This window comes from Paenibacillus sp. FW101-FHT12H11 (assembly GCF_058790355.1).
Genome location: NZ_JBYTCO010000013.1, coordinates 108,811 through 125,522, shown reverse-complemented (window position 1 = coordinate 125,522; position 16,712 = coordinate 108,811). Strand labels below are relative to the sequence as shown.

Below are 16,712 nucleotides of genomic sequence, written 5' to 3'. Positions count from 1 at the left end.
CAATATCCTACTTTGCAGCCACCTTTTGTTGTTTCATCGCCTCTTTTTGCAAGTCCGTTGCGCTCTGCAACTCTGCTTTTCGCATATCATGTTGGTTGTCCATCTCTTTAAGTGCGGTTTGCTGCCTAAACTGTTCCTGTGGATCCTGAATTTGTTGTGCAGCCTGCGCTTGCTCCTGTTGCTGAGTGAACTGCATAATCATTTGCTGCTGTATCTCAGGTGGCGAGTTCATGTATTGTTGTTGCAGATCACGAGGCATCTGCATAACAATCTGCATGTTCTGCGCTTCCTTCTGCTTCTCGATCTTCTTGAGCAGCCTGTCCTTGAACGGAATCACATTTTGCGGCGCAAACTCTAGATAATCCTCTAAGCTGATGTACTGACCGTCAAATAGCTTGTCGAGCGAGCTCATCATCAACTCTTCCGAGTATTGCGAGCTAGGTCCGATGTCTATTTTCAGGTTCATTCCCACATCGGCGTGGTCAGTACCCTTGAATTCCTCCGGATAAGGCTTCCCATCATCGTCTTTTAGGGTGACTTTGCGTGTCGTGTTGTACTTCACCTTCCAAAATTCTTCCCATACACGCCCGATATCCTCAATCGCGCGGTAAAAACGCTTCTTAATGGACTCAATTGGCACTCCAGCAGCCTTTTGAAGCAGCATAATTGCCGATGCATTAAGCTGACCTTTACCAACATCGCCCGTTGAAGCGTCCTGAGCAGAGGAAAGTGACTTCGTGTACTCCATAAAGGAATCTACAAGCCCCATCGCAAGGTTTGAGGTATTGCCGGGAATGAGGTAGTCAACCCCTTTTTGTCCTGGAGGAGAGTTATCTGCAATCATTTCACCCGGTGCATTCGTAATTTTCGCAGGATCAATCGCATTAGCCTTGTAAATAAGCTTAGGCCATCCTGTAAGCTGCACAGATAGCAACTGCATCGCCATGAGGAAGTTAATCGCCTTCTGGTTAGGGATGATGCCCTCCGTGTCTCCTACGCCAAATATGGACTTCTTACGGCGTTCCCACTGCATGACGATGATTGGATATAGCTTCATGTTCGTTGGCGTCTTTGGCTTCACTACCACACTACCGCACACCTTAGTGAAGTAAATCTTCCCACCCTCACGCCAGTACTTTGTAAGCACAGTCGTTTTGGTACTGCTACTTAACTCCACCTTCGCTCGATCATAACCCTCGTTGTTCGTATCGCTATCTGGTTTGATGAGGTCAATCATGTGCGGCGGAACTTTGTTTGATTTCGCAAGTTCCTTGACCGAATCTACTTCATCACGCGAGCTTATGAGGATGTATGGCTGCTTTTGAACTCTGCGTTCCTGCGGATTACCAAAGAAGATGTTGAGCGGATCGATCGTCTCACCGCACATATCACCTTCGTATGGGTACTCATTGCCGCCTGTAACCTCGCTATCCCAATAGTAGTGCCATATGCCTGTCCCAAGGTTAGACGCGCTCTCAAGGGCTTCCTCGTTAAGCTCATCCTGCTTGATGTTCTCCCACGTAGTATCTGAGTAACGAGTAAACATATCAGCCGCTTGATCCTCTGCAGTCTGTTCCTGTTCGTTCTCCGTACCATCGCCAGCCATCTCCTCAGGAGAAAATAACATGCGCACATTCTCATTCATCACCGTCGATACCTTGTGATTCTCGATGTACCGGATGATGTTAAACACCGGACGCGGTAGGTTCTCCGTACGCTTCGTCACTGGTGGCCACTGTATGCCAGCTTTAAACCGCTCGTACTCAGGCCATGCGTCTAAGAAGCCCATTCGTTTTATGTAAGCTAAGCCATCCGTGTAATTCTGCTGCACCTTCGATCCTTCTTGCATCATGCTTGTTTCGTCCACTTAATCACCTACTTTCTGGCTTGGGTCCGTTTAGCCACTCATCGAGTATGTTGTCATCCAAAGTAACTGGCTTCTTAGGCTCACTCACGAATGGATTAACAATTGGCTTGTCCATTGTCGGAAGCTGCTGTTGCTTCGTCTCAATCTGCCAACGCAATCCGAGCTGCACAGCCTTTAACGTGAAATAACCCACTACGATAGCTGTAATGGGAATGCATAAGGCTAATATGATTACCAATTCATGAACCCTCCTTGGCTTGGTTCCTCTGTCCTGAATGCGAAAGGTAACGGCGAAGCCTCTTTATCAGGGAAATCACCGCTAAAATAAATAAAACGATGCAGCGCTTGGCTCATCGCATCAACTTGATCATCATTCTTACCATTCGGGAAGCTTGCCGCCTCTTCTACAAAGTCATGTATCCACTCGGCATGTCGTGGTAAGTAGACGTTCCCAGACTCGATATAAGCGGATACCGCGTTCACCCTTGCCACTTTACCACCCTCTGGGTTAATAGGGATGATACCGCCAATCTCACGGTGTAGCGTGGCGATAATTGCAGAACCGTTCGCTTTATCCTCAACCAGCTTCCAAGCGGCTGTTGGGTGTTTCTTAACCATATTGCGAATTGTCTGAACGGTTGCCGGGAAGTTCATTTTCGCTCGCACCTGGTCTACAAGATACATATCAGCTCTGTTTTTACCCCATACTTGGATGACCACATAGTCACTCTCATTCTCATCCTTGAACGCTGCGTCAATGCTAATGAGATTCGATGCTATCGGTGGCAGAACATCGTAATACTTCCACCAATCACGCTTAAGCATGTTACCTTCTTGGCTCGTTGGCCTGCCTTGGAACAACGCGTTAAACGACGTCGGGTAAGCTTTACGCTCCTCTACAAAGTCTTTTCCGTATCGCTCGGGCCACAGCGGTTCACCAAGCTCCCTTGCCAGCGGATTTCCTTCTTTCTCAATATGCGTTTCATCGCACTCAAGCGGTAAGTTAGTTACCACCCATGGCAGCGGCTTACCATGCATCGGATCAAGCAACCTGCCCCATAGGTCGTCCTCGTGCCATCGCGTATTGATCAGGATCACAATAGCGCCTGGATGGATACGAGTCGATATGGAGTCTTTCCACTCCTCGAACATCTTGTTGCGGTACGTCTCGCTGTTGGCTTCCTCGCGGTTCTTAATCGGGTCATCGATGATAACGCAGTCACCCCATGATGAACCGGTGATGCCTGACATAATCCCTCTGGAGATCATGCCACCGCGCGTCTTCTTGCCATCAATCGATACGGACCATTCATCCTTGGCCCTCGTATCAGCAGCTACATCAATGCCGAAGAGGTCTTTGCCGAACTCCTCAACCTTATCTTTGTTCTTGCTGCCAAACTTCTCGGCGAATCCACTGTTATAGCTGACTTCGATCACACCTTCATTCGGGAAGTGACCTAAGAAGTAGCTCGGGAATGTCTCTGTTATGTGCATCGACTTACCATGCTGCGGCGGTACCGATAACATGAAGTATTGCGTCTTCACTGGTATCTGACCAGCTAACATGCGCTTACGCTTCTTAACTGCATCATCTAGCAGTCGGCATATGTGCTCACCATGCCTTGTATATCCATACATCGAGCCATGTGTATACTTCACATACTCGTAGTAGTCATTGGCTGCGTTATGCTTCTCTTCCAGTTCAAGAAGTCTAAGAAGCTCCAGTTCCTCGGCGGCGGTTAAGCTCATCTATTCTCGCCCTCCGTTCGTCTGGAGTTAAGCCAGTTAAGTCTTGCGTGGTGGTGTTCAATCCGCCAGTTAGATCCATTTTGACCTTATCGGTGAACATACCGATATGCTTACCAATCAACTCAAGTGCTTTGTTTGATGGCGCCATATCACCCATCTGTTTCGCAATCCTATGATTATCTGCAAGCTCGTTAAGAACCCACTCAGCAGTTAATTCCGTCTTTTCCTGCAACTTTTCCTGCCTTGTAGTAATTTCTGCTACAATGTTAGGATTTGTTAGCAATTTCGATGCACTAACCCTTGCGGCTTCCTCTGTGCACTTATATCCAGCACGCAGATAAGCTTGCGTTGCGTTCATGTCCACCATGTACTCGTCAACGAATTTCATCTGCTTATCCGTCAATGCCATCATCATTCACTTCCTCTCTGTAATAGACGCTCCAGAACCAGTTCCACCAAATAAAAAATACAGGAGCAGACCAGCACAATAGGTCGAGTAGCTCCTGCATATGAATTCACTTCCTGTGACTGAATATAAAAAGAGAAGCTGCAGAGTGCGTGTCGTAACGCTCTGGCTTCTCTTTCGGTTTTGTACTATTACGCTGTACCCGCGTTACGTCACTTCAACCGTAAGCAACTAAGGGGTTGTCCGGCATGAACTAACCTAATATCATAATAACACGGTCAGCTCATGAGATTTGTTCCCTAATTGTTCCCTGCTTGATGTTAATTTTAAACTTACGCTTTGTTGTCTTCATGCTCACTTTGCGGATATAGGACTCGCTATACCCCAACACGTCGGCAATGTTGTGCAATGACATGTGTTGTATGTCCCTCATAACCATTACTCTATGTGATAAGTCCTCAAAATTGTTCATTATGGCTTCCATGCGTTGTTGTGCCTCACGTTTCAATGACAGGATGTCCATCACATCTTCCAAAGTCGCTTGTAGCGCACAGTACTGCTCACACAACCGCTCAAAAGAGAATGATCCGCTGCCCCCAGGCATTCCGCTGTAATTTGCCACTAGCTTAGCCCTAGGAGGAGTGTCCATGAACCTCTTCACGAACTCAATTTCTTTTTTGATCTCGTACACTCTAACATTCAATATCTCAATTTCACTGCTCAAATCATTGTAAGTCATATTCCAATCAGTACTCATGCCGGGTTCCTCCCTTGGGTAATGGTTGGTTTGTCATGCCGGACATTGACCATTACTTAAGCAGCTGCTTCTATGTCGCAAACTTTCTCTAGCTCTTCTACACGTTTGATCAGCGCCGTGAATTCTTCCCTCGTGACTTGACCTTCAGCGCTAGCTTCAGGTTGTCCGGTAGCCATCCCAGTTGGTACGGTTGGTACTTCTGCTTTGGGGAGCTCGGGAAAAGTTACCTCCGTATTATCTGCAGGAAGTTGACTAGACGCTGTGTTGTCCAGTCCGATATTAGTTGAATCACCGGTTTGTGTAGGAAACGTGGCTTCCTCTAGCGCTTTAGGTGGCGCAACCACGTCAATCTTACCTCTAACCGGTTCTGTACGCTCAAGTGCGAGTTCGAGAGAGGATTTGATCTTTGCGCTTTTGCTTTCCTGTACCAGTGCGGCCAGTCGGTCAGACGGGCTAATACTCGTCACGTTTATTGCAGCCTTCGCTCCGATTGCTATTTCATCACGCAACTTGTCAATGTGCTCCTGTTTCTCAGTCAGTAGTGTTTCAATGCCTTCTTTTTCTCTTACGGCAGCATCGCGTTTGGATAGAGCATCCTCAGTCGCATTGTTAGCAAGGTAAACTTCATTTTTCAATCCATCAACCTGTTTAGATAAGCGCCCATTAGCCTCTAACAATGCATTGTTTTCTGTTTCCAGAATTTCATTTTGATTCTTAACCAAGGTTAATTCAGATTTATGCTCAGCAATCAACTCTGCAACCTCGGCATTATGATCTGCATACGCCTGGCGTTGAAAGTCTTTTATTAGCTCGATAATCATTTCGTTTGCTCTCGGATCATCGAAAACAGAGTTGAAATCATACGGAAGTGTAATTGACTCAACCTTTTCTTCTTGCACCTGAATACGCTCCTGCTGCACGGCTTCTTGCTCGTTTATCTGAGCAGTCAACTGCGCTTGTTTCTCCTCGAGATGAGCAATAAGCTCTGTGTTCTTATTCAAGCTGCTTTTTTCTTCCGCAAGTTGGTTCTCAACACTGGTTAATTGGTCACGTAAATTCATGTTTACCTCCCGAATTCGGCTAAAAAACGCCGTATTTTCCTATAATTCCATTTTATCATAAATTAACTCTATAATACAGTGAATATCGCAATATCTTGATACTTTTTCTCTCGTTTACACAACATTTAGTATCAATCTCCGAACATCCAGTCAAGCGCCTTCTCGGATGATAAATCCGCTTCAATAAGTTCCTCAAGAGACTTTATTGTGCTTTCCACCTCCATCTCGTCCATTTTTGTCACCACCTTCCCAGACCGCTTTAATGGCATCTGTGAGACGTTTAGAGTCTCGGATGAACTTCGCATCGTCCGATATGATTATCACGCCTGTACGCCTACCTGACTCGCTGTGAACGGTACTTATGTATGTTTCATTCATCTGAACACCAACCATCCGATTAGAATCCAAAACGGTGTAATTAGTATAAGTGCATTGAACCATCCCTCAGCAACGTGCAGATCGTGTCTCCTCATGCGCTCACCTCATGCAGATGAATTAGAATATGCTTCGGCTTCGATACGCCGCCTTTCACGATCCTGAGTTCTGTGACCTCGTTGAAACTGTCATCTTCAAGTATGCCGGCCTTCACCAATCCGTCCGCAATGAACTTTGCTGCAAATCCGTAATTGTCTGGATCCCTACGCCGTTTGTCAGGGAAGTAAAACTCTAACGTGATCGATATTCTCTTCACTGGTTTGATGTGCTGCTCCAGGCAGGAACGCTGCATCATTTCTTCCCAGTACTCCTTTTGCTTTGCTCTCACCCTGAAATGCATGTTATTCAGCTCATTAAGCGTTGGCGGAAATTCGTTCACTCGAATTGTTTGCATAGGCTTGTCCTCCGATCACTTTTAGCTCCGGCTTCACGATCTCTTTCCCCAACTCATTCGAGATACTGACCTGCGTCCGCTTAATAAGCTTGTCCGCCAACCATTCAGGCATCGGCTCTCCAAATGGCTCTCCGTCCTTAGTGAGCTGGTATAGAATCATGCTCGCTCATCTCCCTCGTCTTATCCAAAATCCCCTTCACTCGTTTCTCCAGCACCTTGTACCGTTCTGCGTACCACTCGATAAACTGTTCATCGTCCAGGTCCGTACGTATCGCCCTAACTTCAAGCACACTTTTCAGCACGTGATCTTCCCATTGTGATTTCATCAGGCGATGTCCCCCTTATCTAAGTTCACCCAGATGACCGCACCTTGTGGGTGCTTATACGGTATTGGCTCAGGGTGGATTACTGGCGAACTCAATTCCCACACATAGCACTTTTTGTATGGGATATCATAATCCGCAGTTATGCGGTGGTTTTTAAATCCCTGATACATTGCTTCTTGAGTAACCTGAAAACATTTTGTTAATACGGCTGTTCCGTAGATCATTCCAGTGCCACTTTTGATAAGCGCTATTTCCCCGCGTATTTTTGTATTCGACCCTCTTATCTCCCACGTTTTCTCACCGCTCAGAATTTTCGTTATCCAAGGATCCTTGATGATTAACCCTCTCATGCTGCACCCCCTGGTCCCTGCGACTGGGTGCCCAATATCTCAAGCACCCTCGCCGACTTAACTCCGTATTTCCTCTCGTATAACAGGCTGAATGTCAGGTCACTTAACTCACTGTAAATCTTGCGGCAGTCGTTGATGCTCTGCGTGAGCACCTGAATGTTAGTGACTTTTCTCCCGACGATTGGTGGTGTTGGTGCGCCCTTCCCTGGCATAGTTCATCGCTCCTTTTTATTGGTGTTGGGAAATTCGGTTATATGGCTGTTGCTTTTTGCGATTTGAAAGCATTAAAAGTTCATAGCTGGTTGTATAACCTTTAGTCGCTGCCTAGATATCTCAACATACTCAAGTTCCTTTTCAATCCCAATGTAGTTTCTGTTCTCTTCGGCTGCACTAACGAGAAAACTCCCACTTCCACAAGTGTTATCTAGTACTGTGTCCCCAGGAATTGTATAAGTCCGTATCAGGTACCGGCCGAGATCAACAGGTTTTTGCGTTGGGTGGTACCGTTCGTTGTCTCTAGGAAAATCCAGCACATCCACTGGATAACGGTCTGTTTGGCCACCACCTTCGGTACCAATTATGGTCTTGCCGTAATTGCTTCCGTCGCTAGTGTGCTTTTTGTATCGGTTTACTGGTTTGTGTCCATGTGTCTTTTGTGGGTTATAGGTCGGTAAATTCTTGTAAAACACAAGTATGTTTTCGTGTGCTTTTAACGGCATCCTATTAGCATTAAGGAAACCAGTGCCATTGCTTTTTATCCATATCCACTCATACCGAAGCATCTGCAGGTTGCTTGCTCCCAGTACTTTATCGAATGGTGTTTGTGCAGTAAGAACGATAGCGCCGTTGTCCTTGATTATTCGCTTGTATTGCTTCCAAAGCTGATCAAGTGGGATTACTGAATCCCATTCGTTGTAAGTGGTACCGTAAGGTAAGTCACAGAGGATCATGTCGATGGATGCGTCTGGCACCTGCGTCATTACATCTAGGCAATCTCCATGTATGACCTCGTTAATCATCCTTACACCACTCCCCGTTTTAAATTAATATGCTCGTGCAACTCTTCAACGCGAATCTTAATCTGCTCTTCCCTGTACTCTTTCTTGCAGCCGAGTATGGCTAGCGATCCCCGGAGACGGTCGATGCGGTGGTTAAACCGCACCATGTCCCCTTTCAGCAAGTCATCGACCAGTAGCCATTCAAAACTGTCCCATTCAGCTTCGAATTCGATTTGTGCTTTCAAGTGGCTACCCCCTTGTTAAACCTTTCATCGAGTGCTGCTGCCATGCGCCGAGCTTCCGACATTTCCTCTTCGGTTAACCGACCGGCTCCCTGATCGGTAGGTGTGACCACTGGGATGGATGGCTTTCCAGATGGTCCATTTCGATAACCAATCGGTCTGATGTTGTTGTATGTACCAACCTCTGGTTTTTGGAACAACTGCTCTTTTTTAACCACGCCTTCTTTGATTTTTCCTTTCAACGCACCGATCGCATAACTGAGTTGTCTGCCTTCAGCCTTTTTTATGCACGCTTCGATTACTTCAATGTCACAAACTCCTATAAACGAGTACAGATAATCTAAGTCGTAAAGGGTGTATCCATCGATTTTGCATTCGTTGATGAGAGATAATAATTTATCCTTGTGAGGATTAGAGTCGGGTGGGGGCATGTCCCTTTCCTTTCCCTTCTCTTTCACTTCTTCTTCTTTTAACTTCTCTTCTTTTAACTTCTTTTGCACGGGATCACTACCGTCGTCATCACTCACCACTACCGTATCGTTACCGTAGTACTCAGGAAGCTTGGATTTCTGCGGTTTGTTGATGGTTTGATGCTTCTTGAAGTTGGGAATCCAGATATACTTCTGGTGATCGACTTCATACCGTATGATTAACTTCCTTTCGGGAGCAGCAAGCAACGCGAGCCACTCCTCCACATGGTTAACTGTGATTTCGTGGTCGTAAGCATAGATAAGTGATCGTATAAGTGCAGGGTGTCCGTTTAGCCTTCCGTCGTCATCAGCCTGTGAGATGAGACCCATGAAGAGGAGTCTAACCAACGGATCGACGGTACCCAGTTTCTCATCCACCCAAAAGCTGGGGTCAATCATCCTTTTTCTTGCCACCTCTACCCCTCCTTTATTCCTGCTTTAAAAGTTCAAATGTTTCGTAGATGTTTCCGCAAACTTCTGATGTGACCGTGTATCTGTCATATGCTTTGATATCCAGCAGCCAACTTAATATTGTTTTATCTCCGTTCAACACCCACGGATAATTGACAGTTTTTGCTTCTGCCATAAAGCAACCATCTTCGAATACAACTTTAGCTATAACCGTCTCACCATCCAGCGCATTGCACCCGTTATCGATGATCTCTACAGGTATGTAGCACTTTAAAAAGTCACCTTCGTACACGTTATTCCCACGCTTATCCTTCAATCCCGTCATCTGCATCTTCACGAGCGTCTCATCCGCAAACTCCGATATGCGGTGTAACCCTACGTTGTACGTCATTGTTTCTGTTGCTGGGTCCCATACTCTATAGCGGTGTTCGCGCATTGTCGGTTCCTCCTTCGGGATCAGATAAGTGCTTCACAGCTTCCCATGCTTGTTTCCCGTCCTTGTAGGCATCTTCGTATTCCGGATAAGAAAGTGAGATACCATCGAATCCCTCACCAAATGCATTCACATAATCATAGCTAGTTAAAGTATTGAGGAATTTTAATGCCAAAACAGTGTCTGTGTAACCATTAGATACTGCATATGCTCCTAATGCACATGCACATCCTTTACTCGGAAACAAATCCCCTCTACCTGGCTTCAGTCCTGTTATTTCATAAGCTTCCACGATCATTTCTGGTGTAATTATCATCATAGCTCCACCCCAATCCACTTCAGTATCTTTCTACCGCGTTCCCAGACGTACGTATACGCTGCTATGCGGAAATATCGAATGTAGTCCCATGGCGTCATTTTCAGCCGTTGTAGAGGCAACTGGCGCGTTAGGTGTTGCGTGCGTTCTAGTTCGGTCATATGTGGTCACTCCTTAGCTATAGATTCACTGCTTCCGCTGCTGTGTTAATTCCGCTTATCCATTTGTTCAGTGATTCGTAATTGTTAACCCTGTGACCAATGCAGGCGGTTTGGATCTCACATTCTTGACATTTTGCCGTTTTATAACTGCTGCCGTAGTGCTTATTGCATACGGCTTTTGCTTTATCACTAAGTGGTATCACGTTCATTTCGAACCTCCGAACTCACGTTTAAAATATAAATCCGTAATATATCTTCTTACTTTCTGAGCTTCTTTTTTCTTTCGTTTGTCACAACTATGACAAATCCTATTTCCTGATTTATCTACAAAATCCGTATATACCTTCATGCATTCAATGCAAAGCTTCTTGTTCAGTTGATCCCTTACTTGCTCATCCACGATAAGTTCACCTCAGAATCTGTTTTATGTTAAGTCGGTTTCTACACCGTGCTCTTCGTACATCCTTTGAAACGTTACCAATTGGCATTTGGTGGGCACACCTTGCCGCAGGTAAGTCACGTGTTGATCATCTACTTCGATCACTGGACGCTCAAGAATAGCCGGTCCCTTTGCGTCTCTGCCGTTGAAGCGATATGTTTTCCCGGCCTCAATTTCAGGTCGGAGTAGCTCTTTAACGCGCTGATCAATCTTGTCGTGAGTTGAAGCTTTGAATTTGCTCATATGGCCTCCTTAGTGGATATGGAGAGAGGATGTGATCCTCTCGTAACGTACCAAAGTATTCATGAATTTCCGTTAACTTTTGTGTTGTCGGTGAAAGTGGTAGTAACTTTTGGAGTACAGTTATTGCATAGATTTGATGTTATAGTTCCGTGATAATACAGCCGACCACATTTCCAACAAACCAATTTAACAGGCGGCATACCGCACCTCCAAGTCATTTGTTATTCAGATCTTTACAATGCGAAATTACTAACTGCATCGTCGATCATGTCTTGATTTATGCCGATGTACCGCATTGTTAGTGATGGATACGCGTGATTGAAAATGTTCTGCAGCATCGCCACATCCTTCGTCTTCTGGTAAAAGTGATAACCGAATGTTTTGCGTAATGTATGAGTCCCTATCTCTTCAAGGCCACACTCCGCAGCGGCAAAGTTTAGAATGCGATATACTTGTGTGCGCCCAAGGTTTTCTTTGGTGCGATATGATTTGAAAAGTGGATCTCCAGGCTTCATTCCCTGGGTGTACTCATCGATAGTTTTCTTCAGATCCGTATTAATCGGTACCCACTTTTTCTTGCGTGTCTTTCCTTCAACTAAACTAATGTGTGTACGATTACGGATATCTTTTACGTGAAGCCTGAGAATGTCACCAATGCGCAGCCCGGTATTGATGCCGAACACGAATATGAACCAATCTCGTTTCGACCTCCGCAACAGTGCCTGCTTCATGTCCTCAATCTTCTGCGGATCTCTAATTGGCTGAACAAACTGCATCTGTTTCACCTCATTTTGTAATGTAAAGGTCTATTCATTGAATGACTTCGATGTTTAATTCTTTTCGCAAGTACATAATATATTCGAAAATTGTCATGTTGGCGTTTTGTGTATACCTTGCTTCAAGCTTGTTAGTTATTACATCACGAAATTGGATTTCATCATCAATGTATGCTATTTTTACTTGTTTCACTTACGGACACCTCTATTCATTTTGATTCTTTAACTCCTGTAACAACTTCGCCAGTTCCGCCGCATTCGTCGCATACATCGTCGTACATGGTTCCTAGACCTGAGAATCCACCGCCACCACAAACTGGGCATTCTTCAGTGATAAATTCAACTGATTTTATTTTCATCTCATGTCCACCACCTATTCATTTTGATACGTAAGGAGCCATTAGGCTCCGTTACGCTGGATCTGCTAAAACGGTAAATCGTCTGGATTATAGTTCATCGCCTTGCTGTCCTCGAACACAGGATCCGCTTGCTTAGCCGGTTGTTGCTGCCCTTCTGCTTTCTCCAGGAATCGAACATTACTCGCAATAACTTCAGTCACGTAGACCTTGCGTCCGTCCTTCTCGTAGTCCCTAGTGGAAATCCGACCTTCCACCGAACATAATCTACCTTTCTTTAAAAAGTTAGCGCATGCTTCTGCTGACTGCTTCCACGTTACAATGCTTATGAAGTCCGCCTTCTTATCTCCTTTTGCGAAAGGATCATCTACTGCCAGAGTGAAACTGCATGTAGCAGTCCCACTTGCCGTGTAACGTAATTCCGGATCTCTCGTTAACCGCCCTACTAATCCAACTTGGTTCATGCGCTTTGTTCCTCCTCTGAAGCAGCAGCTTCTTTATCTCCTAGTTTTGTTTGTAGCAGTCCTTGCAATTTGATAATGAAATCCTTACCTTGCGGCTCAGTCATGTTTTTCAATGTGCTTCCGTATGTTTTCTTGCATTGATCATCAATTTTGCTTTCGTTAAACCCAAGCTGCGACCAGTAACCGTGAATCTCGTCGATAGTATCCACGCTAACAACCTCCACACCGTTCTCTAGCCACTCTAGAAGCTTCTTCCCTGTATTGATATCTGGTTTGAAGTACTGCCCGTCAAATAGGCTTGTGCGGTCTTTGGAAGCTGATGCCGTGTGGTTAGTTGATACATCGAGCATCACAGTGAACTCATATTCCATGCCATCACGTTGGATAGGTGCTAACCCAACTTTCTTGATCTCCGTGTGGCCCTTCTCGTTCTTCTCCTGGACGTATTCCGTTTTAGCCCTCATGGTAGCGATGATGTGGCACTTACTCTGCAGGATCGCGTTAACAAGTGCGTTGTGCTTAGGCGTCACTTCTCTCCACGCCATGTAGCTGTTTCCGCTTCTAGATGCTGCAGTTACGGCTGATTGAATGTCCAGGATGCCACCTTCACCTGCCCATGCATGTGTGAGGGAATCAATGATGATGACTTCAAATCCGTTATCCTCGAACAATTTGATAGCTTGAATGTACTTATCCGGTGTGAACGGCGCGTCAATTGGGATAATGCTGTAATTTCCAAGGTGCGCGTACAGATCACCGCTGCCGTTCTCCGTATCGATCAATCCAACCTTTTCCCAGTCTCCAGTGATTCCGTAAGCCACTAGTAAGCTGCTGTATGTTTTCCCAGCTCCACTAGGAGCACTTATGCCCAATCTCAACTTCGCTTTCTTCCGTTCCGCTCGTCTGATTTGCATCTTGAGCACTCTCCAATTCGTAGGTAATTTTTATTGGGACGATGTGGTATAATTCCGGATTGGTTGTCCTATAATAGCTCTGTGTAAGGAATTGAAGGGCATCTTCTTCGGTGTAAAAACGGTAGGCGGACTTGAAATCTTTGACCGCCTCATATTTCAGGTTGATGAAGTATCCTTCGAAATGTTGGATGACGTATTTAGTCTGCGTAATTTGCTGCATTCACTTCACCTCTTGAAGGTGCTATAATAAAATCACAATTAAATTTACATATTCCCTTGAATGGCCACTGTTGACGCAGTGGTCATTTCTTGTATTTTGGCGTAAGTTTCCCTTACAATCTCAACCCATGCCGTATGCTCCGGACTGTCTGTGCCTGACTCCATCATTAGCTTCTTATACCAACGATATTTTGCTAACACGTCTGCTTCACTCATCGTTTTCACCTCCTTCACTGTAAGGTGTGTTTATGTCGTCGTAGACAGTGCGGCGCTTGCGCTTACGTTGCGGTTCATCGTCATGCCAGTACGGTTCGACTTCCTCAGCCTGCGGTTCTCTCGTCATGTGGCTCCGACTCCCTCCGGTTAATCTCCAACTCCAGCATGTGCCTCTCAGCTGCACTTTCCGTGAATATCAGCTTATATTGCAGATCTTCGATGGATTCGAACTGGTAGAAGTGTTGCAGCCACTGTGGGCTCAGGATATTGCTCATGCAGATTCATCCTCCTCGTCATCATAGAAATAAATCCCAATTCCGAAACTTGATACTGTAGCTGTGCCGATCGTTTCACCAGCTGCATTAACTAACCAACGATGCGAACCCTCGCAAACAACTCGCTCTCCGCGATTCCATTGATCGCAAGCCTCTATCCAAGCTTGTATTTCTTTTTCTGTACAATCCTCATCAGGAGTGAAGTCTCTCGGATCTCCCCCAGGAAAAAATCCATATCCCATTTGTCTCATGCGCTCAACTCCTCTACGGCAGTATGTAACTCGTGGTTAAGTTTCAGTTGATCGTGGATTGTTACGACTTCGGTTTGATACTCAGGTAAGTCCAGATCCACGGCCCATGCGCATGTGATTTCCTTGCCTTGCTCAACCTCTTCTGCTAACCGTTCGATCCAGAAGGCTTGGTCGCGAAGGTATTTCACCATTTGTTGTTTGGTCATATGTCTACCCCCTCGAGTGATTTTTCGAAAACCTCAATATCCTCGTATTTACCCATCTGTTCTCCGCTGCGGATGCAAACCTTCAAGAAGCCAATGTACATTTCCATTATTTTCAGTAACCTGATTGCAGCCAGGTTAGATATGATTAAATCTTCCGCTTGAGAATGGTCTTTGTCTGTGATTGCACCACCACGCCAAAGTTCGTTGTAATCGTTAGCAATACAAGTTATCTGATCTTTATTAAGCAGTTCTTCCAATTGACTCACGTTTCCCGACCTCCTCTATCCTCATGACCAAGATTGGCTGATTTTCTTCCTCTAAAGCTTCGTCACGATGGAATGTGCATACTGGCTTAAGATCCTCGTATATGCGGTGTGTGGCTTTTCTGGTGCAGCAGTAGCAGTTCATTTAACATCCTCCTCGTGATCGCATTTGGTACACACTTTAGTCCCCAGAAATAAAATCGTGGACGCTCCGCATTTCTTGCATGGCAACACTACCGTCACTTCTTCATCGCCTCCAATGTCATGTAATCGATATGGCTCAGTAACTTCATGTATCCGATTGCCGCAAGCACCGCCGGCTCATTGCCTGATTTGAGCATTTCCAGTGCTCCTTTGCGGAATTGTGCTAGATCATCACCAGTTAACCGCTGCGGATCGTGTTGTTTAAGGTAGCTCTGTGGGGTCATGGTGTCTCCTTTGTGTAAACTTTAGTAAACTTCTCTGTTAGCGGTTATTCCTATATGGTAGAATACGGATTGTATGTGTTAGGAAAGTGTTAGGCTGACTTGTTTTCTTTAGGATTTTCTTTTGGTTTTGGATACTTTTTCATGAGCTCCAACATGACAGATGTAGCGTGCTGACTAAGGTAAACTTCTTCTTTTTTATCCATTGTTATCGCTCCTTATTTAGCTAATGTAAGTGCAGATTGATTTTTAAATTTGTTAATGAAGTAAACTTGGCCTTTGCCAGTTATTTTGGTTGTTCGAGTAATGTGTGTTGTTCCATCTGAAGCACCGCGAGTTCCAGTTTTGATTTCCATAATCTGTAGGTCCATTGAACGTTGTGTTGGATTGTTGTACTGATCGCCTTTGCTCATCAGGTATCCTTCTTCTCTGAGTAGTTGGAACAATCGATTTTGCCCAATGTCGATACTATTCTGTTTCAGGAGTTTAGCTAGCTCTCCGATGAGGATGGAGTCCTTTGATTCCTGGAGGCTTTCGGCGAATAACACTTTAGATCGGTCTTCTGCAATCTTGGTTTGGAGTTTTCTGCGTTCTGCATCCAGCGCTTCAGTTCTCCTTATTTGAGCGGCATACTCTTCAAGCGCTTCAGCCATCGTTTGTGGAAGTTTAAATTGAGGTTTGGTGAGCTCATCGCGCATTCGGTTGAATTCGTTGATGTACATTTCCTTAAAACGTGCTGCCTCTTTTCCCGTGTAACCGAATGCTAGAAACGAAAAACCATCTTGTGTCATGTTAACTTTTGGATATTCTCTTCCTCGGTCGCTTACATAAGTTGATTGCTCAAAATTGAGCCGTGAGAATTCAGTGCTACATTCAAGTAATTCAATGTCACGCAAAACGTTTTTGTGTTCCTTACCAAACGTCTGAGCGATAACTAGGCTATCAGTGATAAGGCGATTGTTTTCGATGAATACGAGTTTCATTTTTTATCACTCCTTTTAACTAACTTAGTTTTCTCTTTCGTTCTACCTGTAGAACACTCGGAACAAAAAAAATTTCTCTCGCATCTTTTTTAAAGTAATTGCTGATTTTTAGAAGCAGTTCAGCTGATGGTACACCACCATTTAATACTCTGTATATCGAACCGCGGGATACCTTTATTTCTTTAGCCATATGAGAGATGTTGACGCTGTTAGATTCGATAAGAAACTGAAGGTTGTTTTTCATTTAACATCACCTCTTTTCTTGTATTATCTGTAGCACACTCTTAATGTACTACAGGTAAAACA

31 protein-coding genes are annotated in these 16,712 nt (G+C 45.1%); all 31 read right to left on the bottom strand.

The window, feature by feature from the left end; genetic code table 11:
* Positions 1–7 precede the first annotated feature (7 nt).
* The 31 genes from AC3WTJ_RS33725 to AC3WTJ_RS33575 all read right to left on the bottom strand — a co-directional run bounded on the left by AC3WTJ_RS33725 (position 8) and on the right by AC3WTJ_RS33575 (position 16,650).
* A complete protein-coding gene (locus AC3WTJ_RS33725) occupies positions 8–1,852 on the bottom strand; it encodes a hypothetical protein (RefSeq protein WP_492525681.1) in 1,845 nt (614 codons plus the stop codon).
* 19 nt (positions 1,853–1,871) lie between these two features.
* Complete coding sequence (locus AC3WTJ_RS33720; RefSeq protein WP_492525679.1) at positions 1,872–2,105, bottom strand: hypothetical protein; 234 nt, start codon at positions 2,103–2,105, stop codon at positions 1,872–1,874.
* Positions 2,099–3,616, bottom strand: a complete 1,518-nt coding sequence (gene terL / locus AC3WTJ_RS33715) for a phage terminase large subunit (RefSeq protein ID WP_492525677.1) — start codon at positions 3,614–3,616, stop codon at positions 2,099–2,101. Before terL ends, AC3WTJ_RS33720 begins: the two co-directional genes overlap by 7 nt.
* Positions 3,579–4,031, bottom strand: coding sequence for a terminase small subunit (locus tag AC3WTJ_RS33710; protein WP_492525675.1), 453 nt, complete (start codon positions 4,029–4,031; stop codon positions 3,579–3,581). The genes terL and AC3WTJ_RS33710 overlap by 38 nt, the downstream gene beginning before the upstream one ends.
* 274 nt (positions 4,032–4,305) lie before the next feature.
* Complete coding sequence (locus AC3WTJ_RS33705; protein ID WP_492525673.1) at positions 4,306–4,779, bottom strand: hypothetical protein; 474 nt, start codon at positions 4,777–4,779, stop codon at positions 4,306–4,308.
* Positions 4,780–4,835: 56 nt separating this feature from the next.
* Entirely contained in the window at positions 4,836–5,840 is a 1,005-nt protein-coding gene (locus AC3WTJ_RS33700; RefSeq protein WP_492525671.1) for a hypothetical protein, read from the bottom strand.
* Between the two features lie 469 nt (positions 5,841–6,309).
* The gene (locus AC3WTJ_RS33695; RefSeq protein WP_492525669.1) at positions 6,310–6,669 is read right to left on the bottom strand and encodes a RusA family crossover junction endodeoxyribonuclease; all 360 of its coding nucleotides are present in this window, start codon (positions 6,667–6,669) and stop codon (positions 6,310–6,312) included.
* Positions 6,629–6,829: a hypothetical protein gene (locus AC3WTJ_RS33690; protein WP_492525667.1), complete on the bottom strand. Its 201-nt coding sequence runs from the start codon at positions 6,827–6,829 to the stop codon at positions 6,629–6,631. Before AC3WTJ_RS33690 ends, AC3WTJ_RS33695 begins: the two co-directional genes overlap by 41 nt.
* On the bottom strand, positions 6,807–6,995 hold the full coding sequence (locus AC3WTJ_RS33685; RefSeq protein WP_492525665.1) for a hypothetical protein: 189 nt from the start codon (positions 6,993–6,995) through the stop codon (positions 6,807–6,809). Before AC3WTJ_RS33685 ends, AC3WTJ_RS33690 begins: the two co-directional genes overlap by 23 nt.
* On the bottom strand, positions 6,995–7,345 hold the full coding sequence (locus tag AC3WTJ_RS33680; protein WP_492525663.1) for an ASCH domain-containing protein: 351 nt from the start codon (positions 7,343–7,345) through the stop codon (positions 6,995–6,997). The genes AC3WTJ_RS33685 and AC3WTJ_RS33680 overlap by 1 nt, the downstream gene beginning before the upstream one ends.
* A gap of 284 nt (positions 7,346–7,629) precedes the next feature.
* On the bottom strand, positions 7,630–8,364 hold the full coding sequence (locus AC3WTJ_RS33675) for a DNA-methyltransferase (RefSeq protein ID WP_492525661.1): 735 nt from the start codon (positions 8,362–8,364) through the stop codon (positions 7,630–7,632).
* 2 nt (positions 8,365–8,366) lie between these two features.
* Positions 8,367–8,588, bottom strand: coding sequence for a hypothetical protein (locus AC3WTJ_RS33670; protein WP_492525659.1), 222 nt, complete (start codon positions 8,586–8,588; stop codon positions 8,367–8,369).
* Entirely contained in the window at positions 8,585–9,469 is an 885-nt protein-coding gene (locus tag AC3WTJ_RS33665; RefSeq protein WP_492525657.1) for a hypothetical protein, read from the bottom strand. Before AC3WTJ_RS33665 ends, AC3WTJ_RS33670 begins: the two co-directional genes overlap by 4 nt.
* A 13-nt stretch (positions 9,470–9,482) precedes the next feature.
* A complete protein-coding gene (locus tag AC3WTJ_RS33660) occupies positions 9,483–9,902 on the bottom strand; it encodes a YopX family protein (protein WP_492525655.1) in 420 nt (139 codons plus the stop codon).
* Positions 9,883–10,218 (bottom strand): hypothetical protein, encoded by a 336-nt coding sequence (locus tag AC3WTJ_RS33655; protein ID WP_492525653.1) that lies wholly within the window; start codon positions 10,216–10,218, stop codon positions 9,883–9,885. The genes AC3WTJ_RS33660 and AC3WTJ_RS33655 overlap by 20 nt, the downstream gene beginning before the upstream one ends.
* The gene (locus AC3WTJ_RS33650) at positions 10,215–10,376 is read right to left on the bottom strand and encodes a hypothetical protein (protein WP_492525651.1); all 162 of its coding nucleotides are present in this window, start codon (positions 10,374–10,376) and stop codon (positions 10,215–10,217) included. The genes AC3WTJ_RS33655 and AC3WTJ_RS33650 overlap by 4 nt, the downstream gene beginning before the upstream one ends.
* Before the next feature lie 17 nt (positions 10,377–10,393).
* Positions 10,394–10,585, bottom strand: a complete 192-nt coding sequence (locus AC3WTJ_RS33645; protein ID WP_492525649.1) for a hypothetical protein — start codon at positions 10,583–10,585, stop codon at positions 10,394–10,396.
* 215 nt (positions 10,586–10,800) lie between these two features.
* A complete protein-coding gene (locus AC3WTJ_RS33640) occupies positions 10,801–11,058 on the bottom strand; it encodes a hypothetical protein (RefSeq protein ID WP_492525647.1) in 258 nt (85 codons plus the stop codon).
* A 233-nt stretch (positions 11,059–11,291) separates the two neighbouring features.
* On the bottom strand, positions 11,292–11,834 hold the full coding sequence (locus AC3WTJ_RS33635) for a site-specific integrase (RefSeq protein WP_492525645.1): 543 nt from the start codon (positions 11,832–11,834) through the stop codon (positions 11,292–11,294).
* A gap of 209 nt (positions 11,835–12,043) precedes the next feature.
* The gene (locus AC3WTJ_RS33630) at positions 12,044–12,193 is read right to left on the bottom strand and encodes a hypothetical protein (protein WP_492525643.1); all 150 of its coding nucleotides are present in this window, start codon (positions 12,191–12,193) and stop codon (positions 12,044–12,046) included.
* 65 nt (positions 12,194–12,258) lie between these two features.
* Positions 12,259–12,654 (bottom strand): single-stranded DNA-binding protein, encoded by a 396-nt coding sequence (locus AC3WTJ_RS33625; RefSeq protein ID WP_492525641.1) that lies wholly within the window; start codon positions 12,652–12,654, stop codon positions 12,259–12,261.
* Positions 12,651–13,568, bottom strand: a complete 918-nt coding sequence (locus tag AC3WTJ_RS33620) for an ATP-binding protein (RefSeq protein WP_492525639.1) — start codon at positions 13,566–13,568, stop codon at positions 12,651–12,653. The genes AC3WTJ_RS33625 and AC3WTJ_RS33620 overlap by 4 nt, the downstream gene beginning before the upstream one ends.
* Positions 13,507–13,788 carry a hypothetical protein gene (locus AC3WTJ_RS33615; protein ID WP_492525637.1) on the bottom strand — a complete coding sequence of 94 codons (282 nt, stop codon included), beginning with the start codon at positions 13,786–13,788 and terminating at the stop codon, positions 13,507–13,509. Before AC3WTJ_RS33615 ends, AC3WTJ_RS33620 begins: the two co-directional genes overlap by 62 nt.
* A gap of 44 nt (positions 13,789–13,832) precedes the next feature.
* Positions 13,833–14,003, bottom strand: a complete 171-nt coding sequence (locus AC3WTJ_RS33610; protein ID WP_492525635.1) for a hypothetical protein — start codon at positions 14,001–14,003, stop codon at positions 13,833–13,835.
* A 104-nt stretch (positions 14,004–14,107) separates the two neighbouring features.
* Positions 14,108–14,278 carry a hypothetical protein gene (locus tag AC3WTJ_RS33605; RefSeq protein WP_492525633.1) on the bottom strand — a complete coding sequence of 57 codons (171 nt, stop codon included), beginning with the start codon at positions 14,276–14,278 and terminating at the stop codon, positions 14,108–14,110.
* Positions 14,275–14,529, bottom strand: coding sequence for a hypothetical protein (locus AC3WTJ_RS33600; RefSeq protein WP_492525631.1), 255 nt, complete (start codon positions 14,527–14,529; stop codon positions 14,275–14,277). The genes AC3WTJ_RS33605 and AC3WTJ_RS33600 overlap by 4 nt, the downstream gene beginning before the upstream one ends.
* Positions 14,526–14,735, bottom strand: coding sequence for a hypothetical protein (locus AC3WTJ_RS33595; protein ID WP_492525629.1), 210 nt, complete (start codon positions 14,733–14,735; stop codon positions 14,526–14,528). The genes AC3WTJ_RS33600 and AC3WTJ_RS33595 overlap by 4 nt, the downstream gene beginning before the upstream one ends.
* A complete protein-coding gene (locus tag AC3WTJ_RS33590) occupies positions 14,732–15,001 on the bottom strand; it encodes a hypothetical protein (RefSeq protein WP_492525627.1) in 270 nt (89 codons plus the stop codon). Before AC3WTJ_RS33590 ends, AC3WTJ_RS33595 begins: the two co-directional genes overlap by 4 nt.
* Before the next feature lie 236 nt (positions 15,002–15,237).
* Positions 15,238–15,426, bottom strand: a complete 189-nt coding sequence (locus AC3WTJ_RS33585; protein WP_492525625.1) for a hypothetical protein — start codon at positions 15,424–15,426, stop codon at positions 15,238–15,240.
* Between the two features lie 215 nt (positions 15,427–15,641).
* On the bottom strand, positions 15,642–16,406 hold the full coding sequence (locus AC3WTJ_RS33580) for a phage antirepressor KilAC domain-containing protein (RefSeq protein WP_492525623.1): 765 nt from the start codon (positions 16,404–16,406) through the stop codon (positions 15,642–15,644).
* A gap of 19 nt (positions 16,407–16,425) precedes the next feature.
* Entirely contained in the window at positions 16,426–16,650 is a 225-nt protein-coding gene (locus AC3WTJ_RS33575; protein WP_492525621.1) for a helix-turn-helix transcriptional regulator, read from the bottom strand.
* Between the last annotated feature and the right edge of the window lie 62 nt (positions 16,651–16,712).

Excerpts from the sequence above, each read along its gene's own strand:
- AC3WTJ_RS33680 (WP_492525663.1), bottom strand. The coding sequence starts at position 7,345 with ATGAGAGGGTTAATCATCAAGGATCCTTGGATAACGAAAATTCTGAGC.
- AC3WTJ_RS33650 (WP_492525651.1), bottom strand. The coding sequence starts at position 10,376 with ATGACCGAACTAGAACGCACGCAACACCTAACGCGCCAGTTGCCTCTA.
- AC3WTJ_RS33645 (WP_492525649.1), bottom strand. The coding sequence starts at position 10,585 with ATGAACGTGATACCACTTAGTGATAAAGCAAAAGCCGTATGCAATAAG.
- AC3WTJ_RS33615 (WP_492525637.1), bottom strand. The coding sequence starts at position 13,788 with ATGCAGCAAATTACGCAGACTAAATACGTCATCCAACATTTCGAAGGA.
- AC3WTJ_RS33700 (WP_492525671.1), bottom strand. The coding sequence starts at position 5,840 with ATGAATTTACGTGACCAATTAACCAGTGTTGAGAACCAACTTGCGGAA.
- AC3WTJ_RS33630 (WP_492525643.1), bottom strand. The coding sequence starts at position 12,193 with ATGAAAATAAAATCAGTTGAATTTATCACTGAAGAATGCCCAGTTTGT.
- AC3WTJ_RS33600 (WP_492525631.1), bottom strand. The coding sequence starts at position 14,529 with ATGAGACAAATGGGATATGGATTTTTTCCTGGGGGAGATCCGAGAGAC.
- AC3WTJ_RS33660 (WP_492525655.1), bottom strand. The coding sequence starts at position 9,902 with ATGCGCGAACACCGCTATAGAGTATGGGACCCAGCAACAGAAACAATG.
- AC3WTJ_RS33585 (WP_492525625.1), bottom strand. The coding sequence starts at position 15,426 with ATGACCCCACAGAGCTACCTTAAACAACACGATCCGCAGCGGTTAACT.
- AC3WTJ_RS33595 (WP_492525629.1), bottom strand. The coding sequence starts at position 14,735 with ATGACCAAACAACAAATGGTGAAATACCTTCGCGACCAAGCCTTCTGG.
- AC3WTJ_RS33655 (WP_492525653.1), bottom strand. The coding sequence starts at position 10,218 with ATGATGATAATTACACCAGAAATGATCGTGGAAGCTTATGAAATAACA.
- AC3WTJ_RS33620 (WP_492525639.1), bottom strand. The coding sequence starts at position 13,568 with ATGCAAATCAGACGAGCGGAACGGAAGAAAGCGAAGTTGAGATTGGGC.
- AC3WTJ_RS33725 (WP_492525681.1), bottom strand. The coding sequence starts at position 1,852 with ATGATGCAAGAAGGATCGAAGGTGCAGCAGAATTACACGGATGGCTTA.
- AC3WTJ_RS33690 (WP_492525667.1), bottom strand. The coding sequence starts at position 6,829 with ATGATTCTATACCAGCTCACTAAGGACGGAGAGCCATTTGGAGAGCCG.
- AC3WTJ_RS33710 (WP_492525675.1), bottom strand. The coding sequence starts at position 4,031 with ATGATGATGGCATTGACGGATAAGCAGATGAAATTCGTTGACGAGTAC.
- AC3WTJ_RS33605 (WP_492525633.1), bottom strand. The coding sequence starts at position 14,278 with ATGAGCAATATCCTGAGCCCACAGTGGCTGCAACACTTCTACCAGTTC.
- AC3WTJ_RS33625 (WP_492525641.1), bottom strand. The coding sequence starts at position 12,654 with ATGAACCAAGTTGGATTAGTAGGGCGGTTAACGAGAGATCCGGAATTA.
- terL (WP_492525677.1), bottom strand. The coding sequence starts at position 3,616 with ATGAGCTTAACCGCCGCCGAGGAACTGGAGCTTCTTAGACTTCTTGAA.
- AC3WTJ_RS33640 (WP_492525647.1), bottom strand. The coding sequence starts at position 11,058 with ATGAGCAAATTCAAAGCTTCAACTCACGACAAGATTGATCAGCGCGTT.
- AC3WTJ_RS33635 (WP_492525645.1), bottom strand. The coding sequence starts at position 11,834 with ATGCAGTTTGTTCAGCCAATTAGAGATCCGCAGAAGATTGAGGACATG.
- AC3WTJ_RS33695 (WP_492525669.1), bottom strand. The coding sequence starts at position 6,669 with ATGCAAACAATTCGAGTGAACGAATTTCCGCCAACGCTTAATGAGCTG.
- AC3WTJ_RS33610 (WP_492525635.1), bottom strand. The coding sequence starts at position 14,003 with ATGAGTGAAGCAGACGTGTTAGCAAAATATCGTTGGTATAAGAAGCTA.
- AC3WTJ_RS33575 (WP_492525621.1), bottom strand. The coding sequence starts at position 16,650 with ATGAAAAACAACCTTCAGTTTCTTATCGAATCTAACAGCGTCAACATC.
- AC3WTJ_RS33580 (WP_492525623.1), bottom strand. The coding sequence starts at position 16,406 with ATGAAACTCGTATTCATCGAAAACAATCGCCTTATCACTGATAGCCTA.
- AC3WTJ_RS33705 (WP_492525673.1), bottom strand. The coding sequence starts at position 4,779 with ATGAGTACTGATTGGAATATGACTTACAATGATTTGAGCAGTGAAATT.
- AC3WTJ_RS33675 (WP_492525661.1), bottom strand. The coding sequence starts at position 8,364 with ATGATTAACGAGGTCATACATGGAGATTGCCTAGATGTAATGACGCAG.
- AC3WTJ_RS33685 (WP_492525665.1), bottom strand. The coding sequence starts at position 6,995 with ATGAAATCACAATGGGAAGATCACGTGCTGAAAAGTGTGCTTGAAGTT.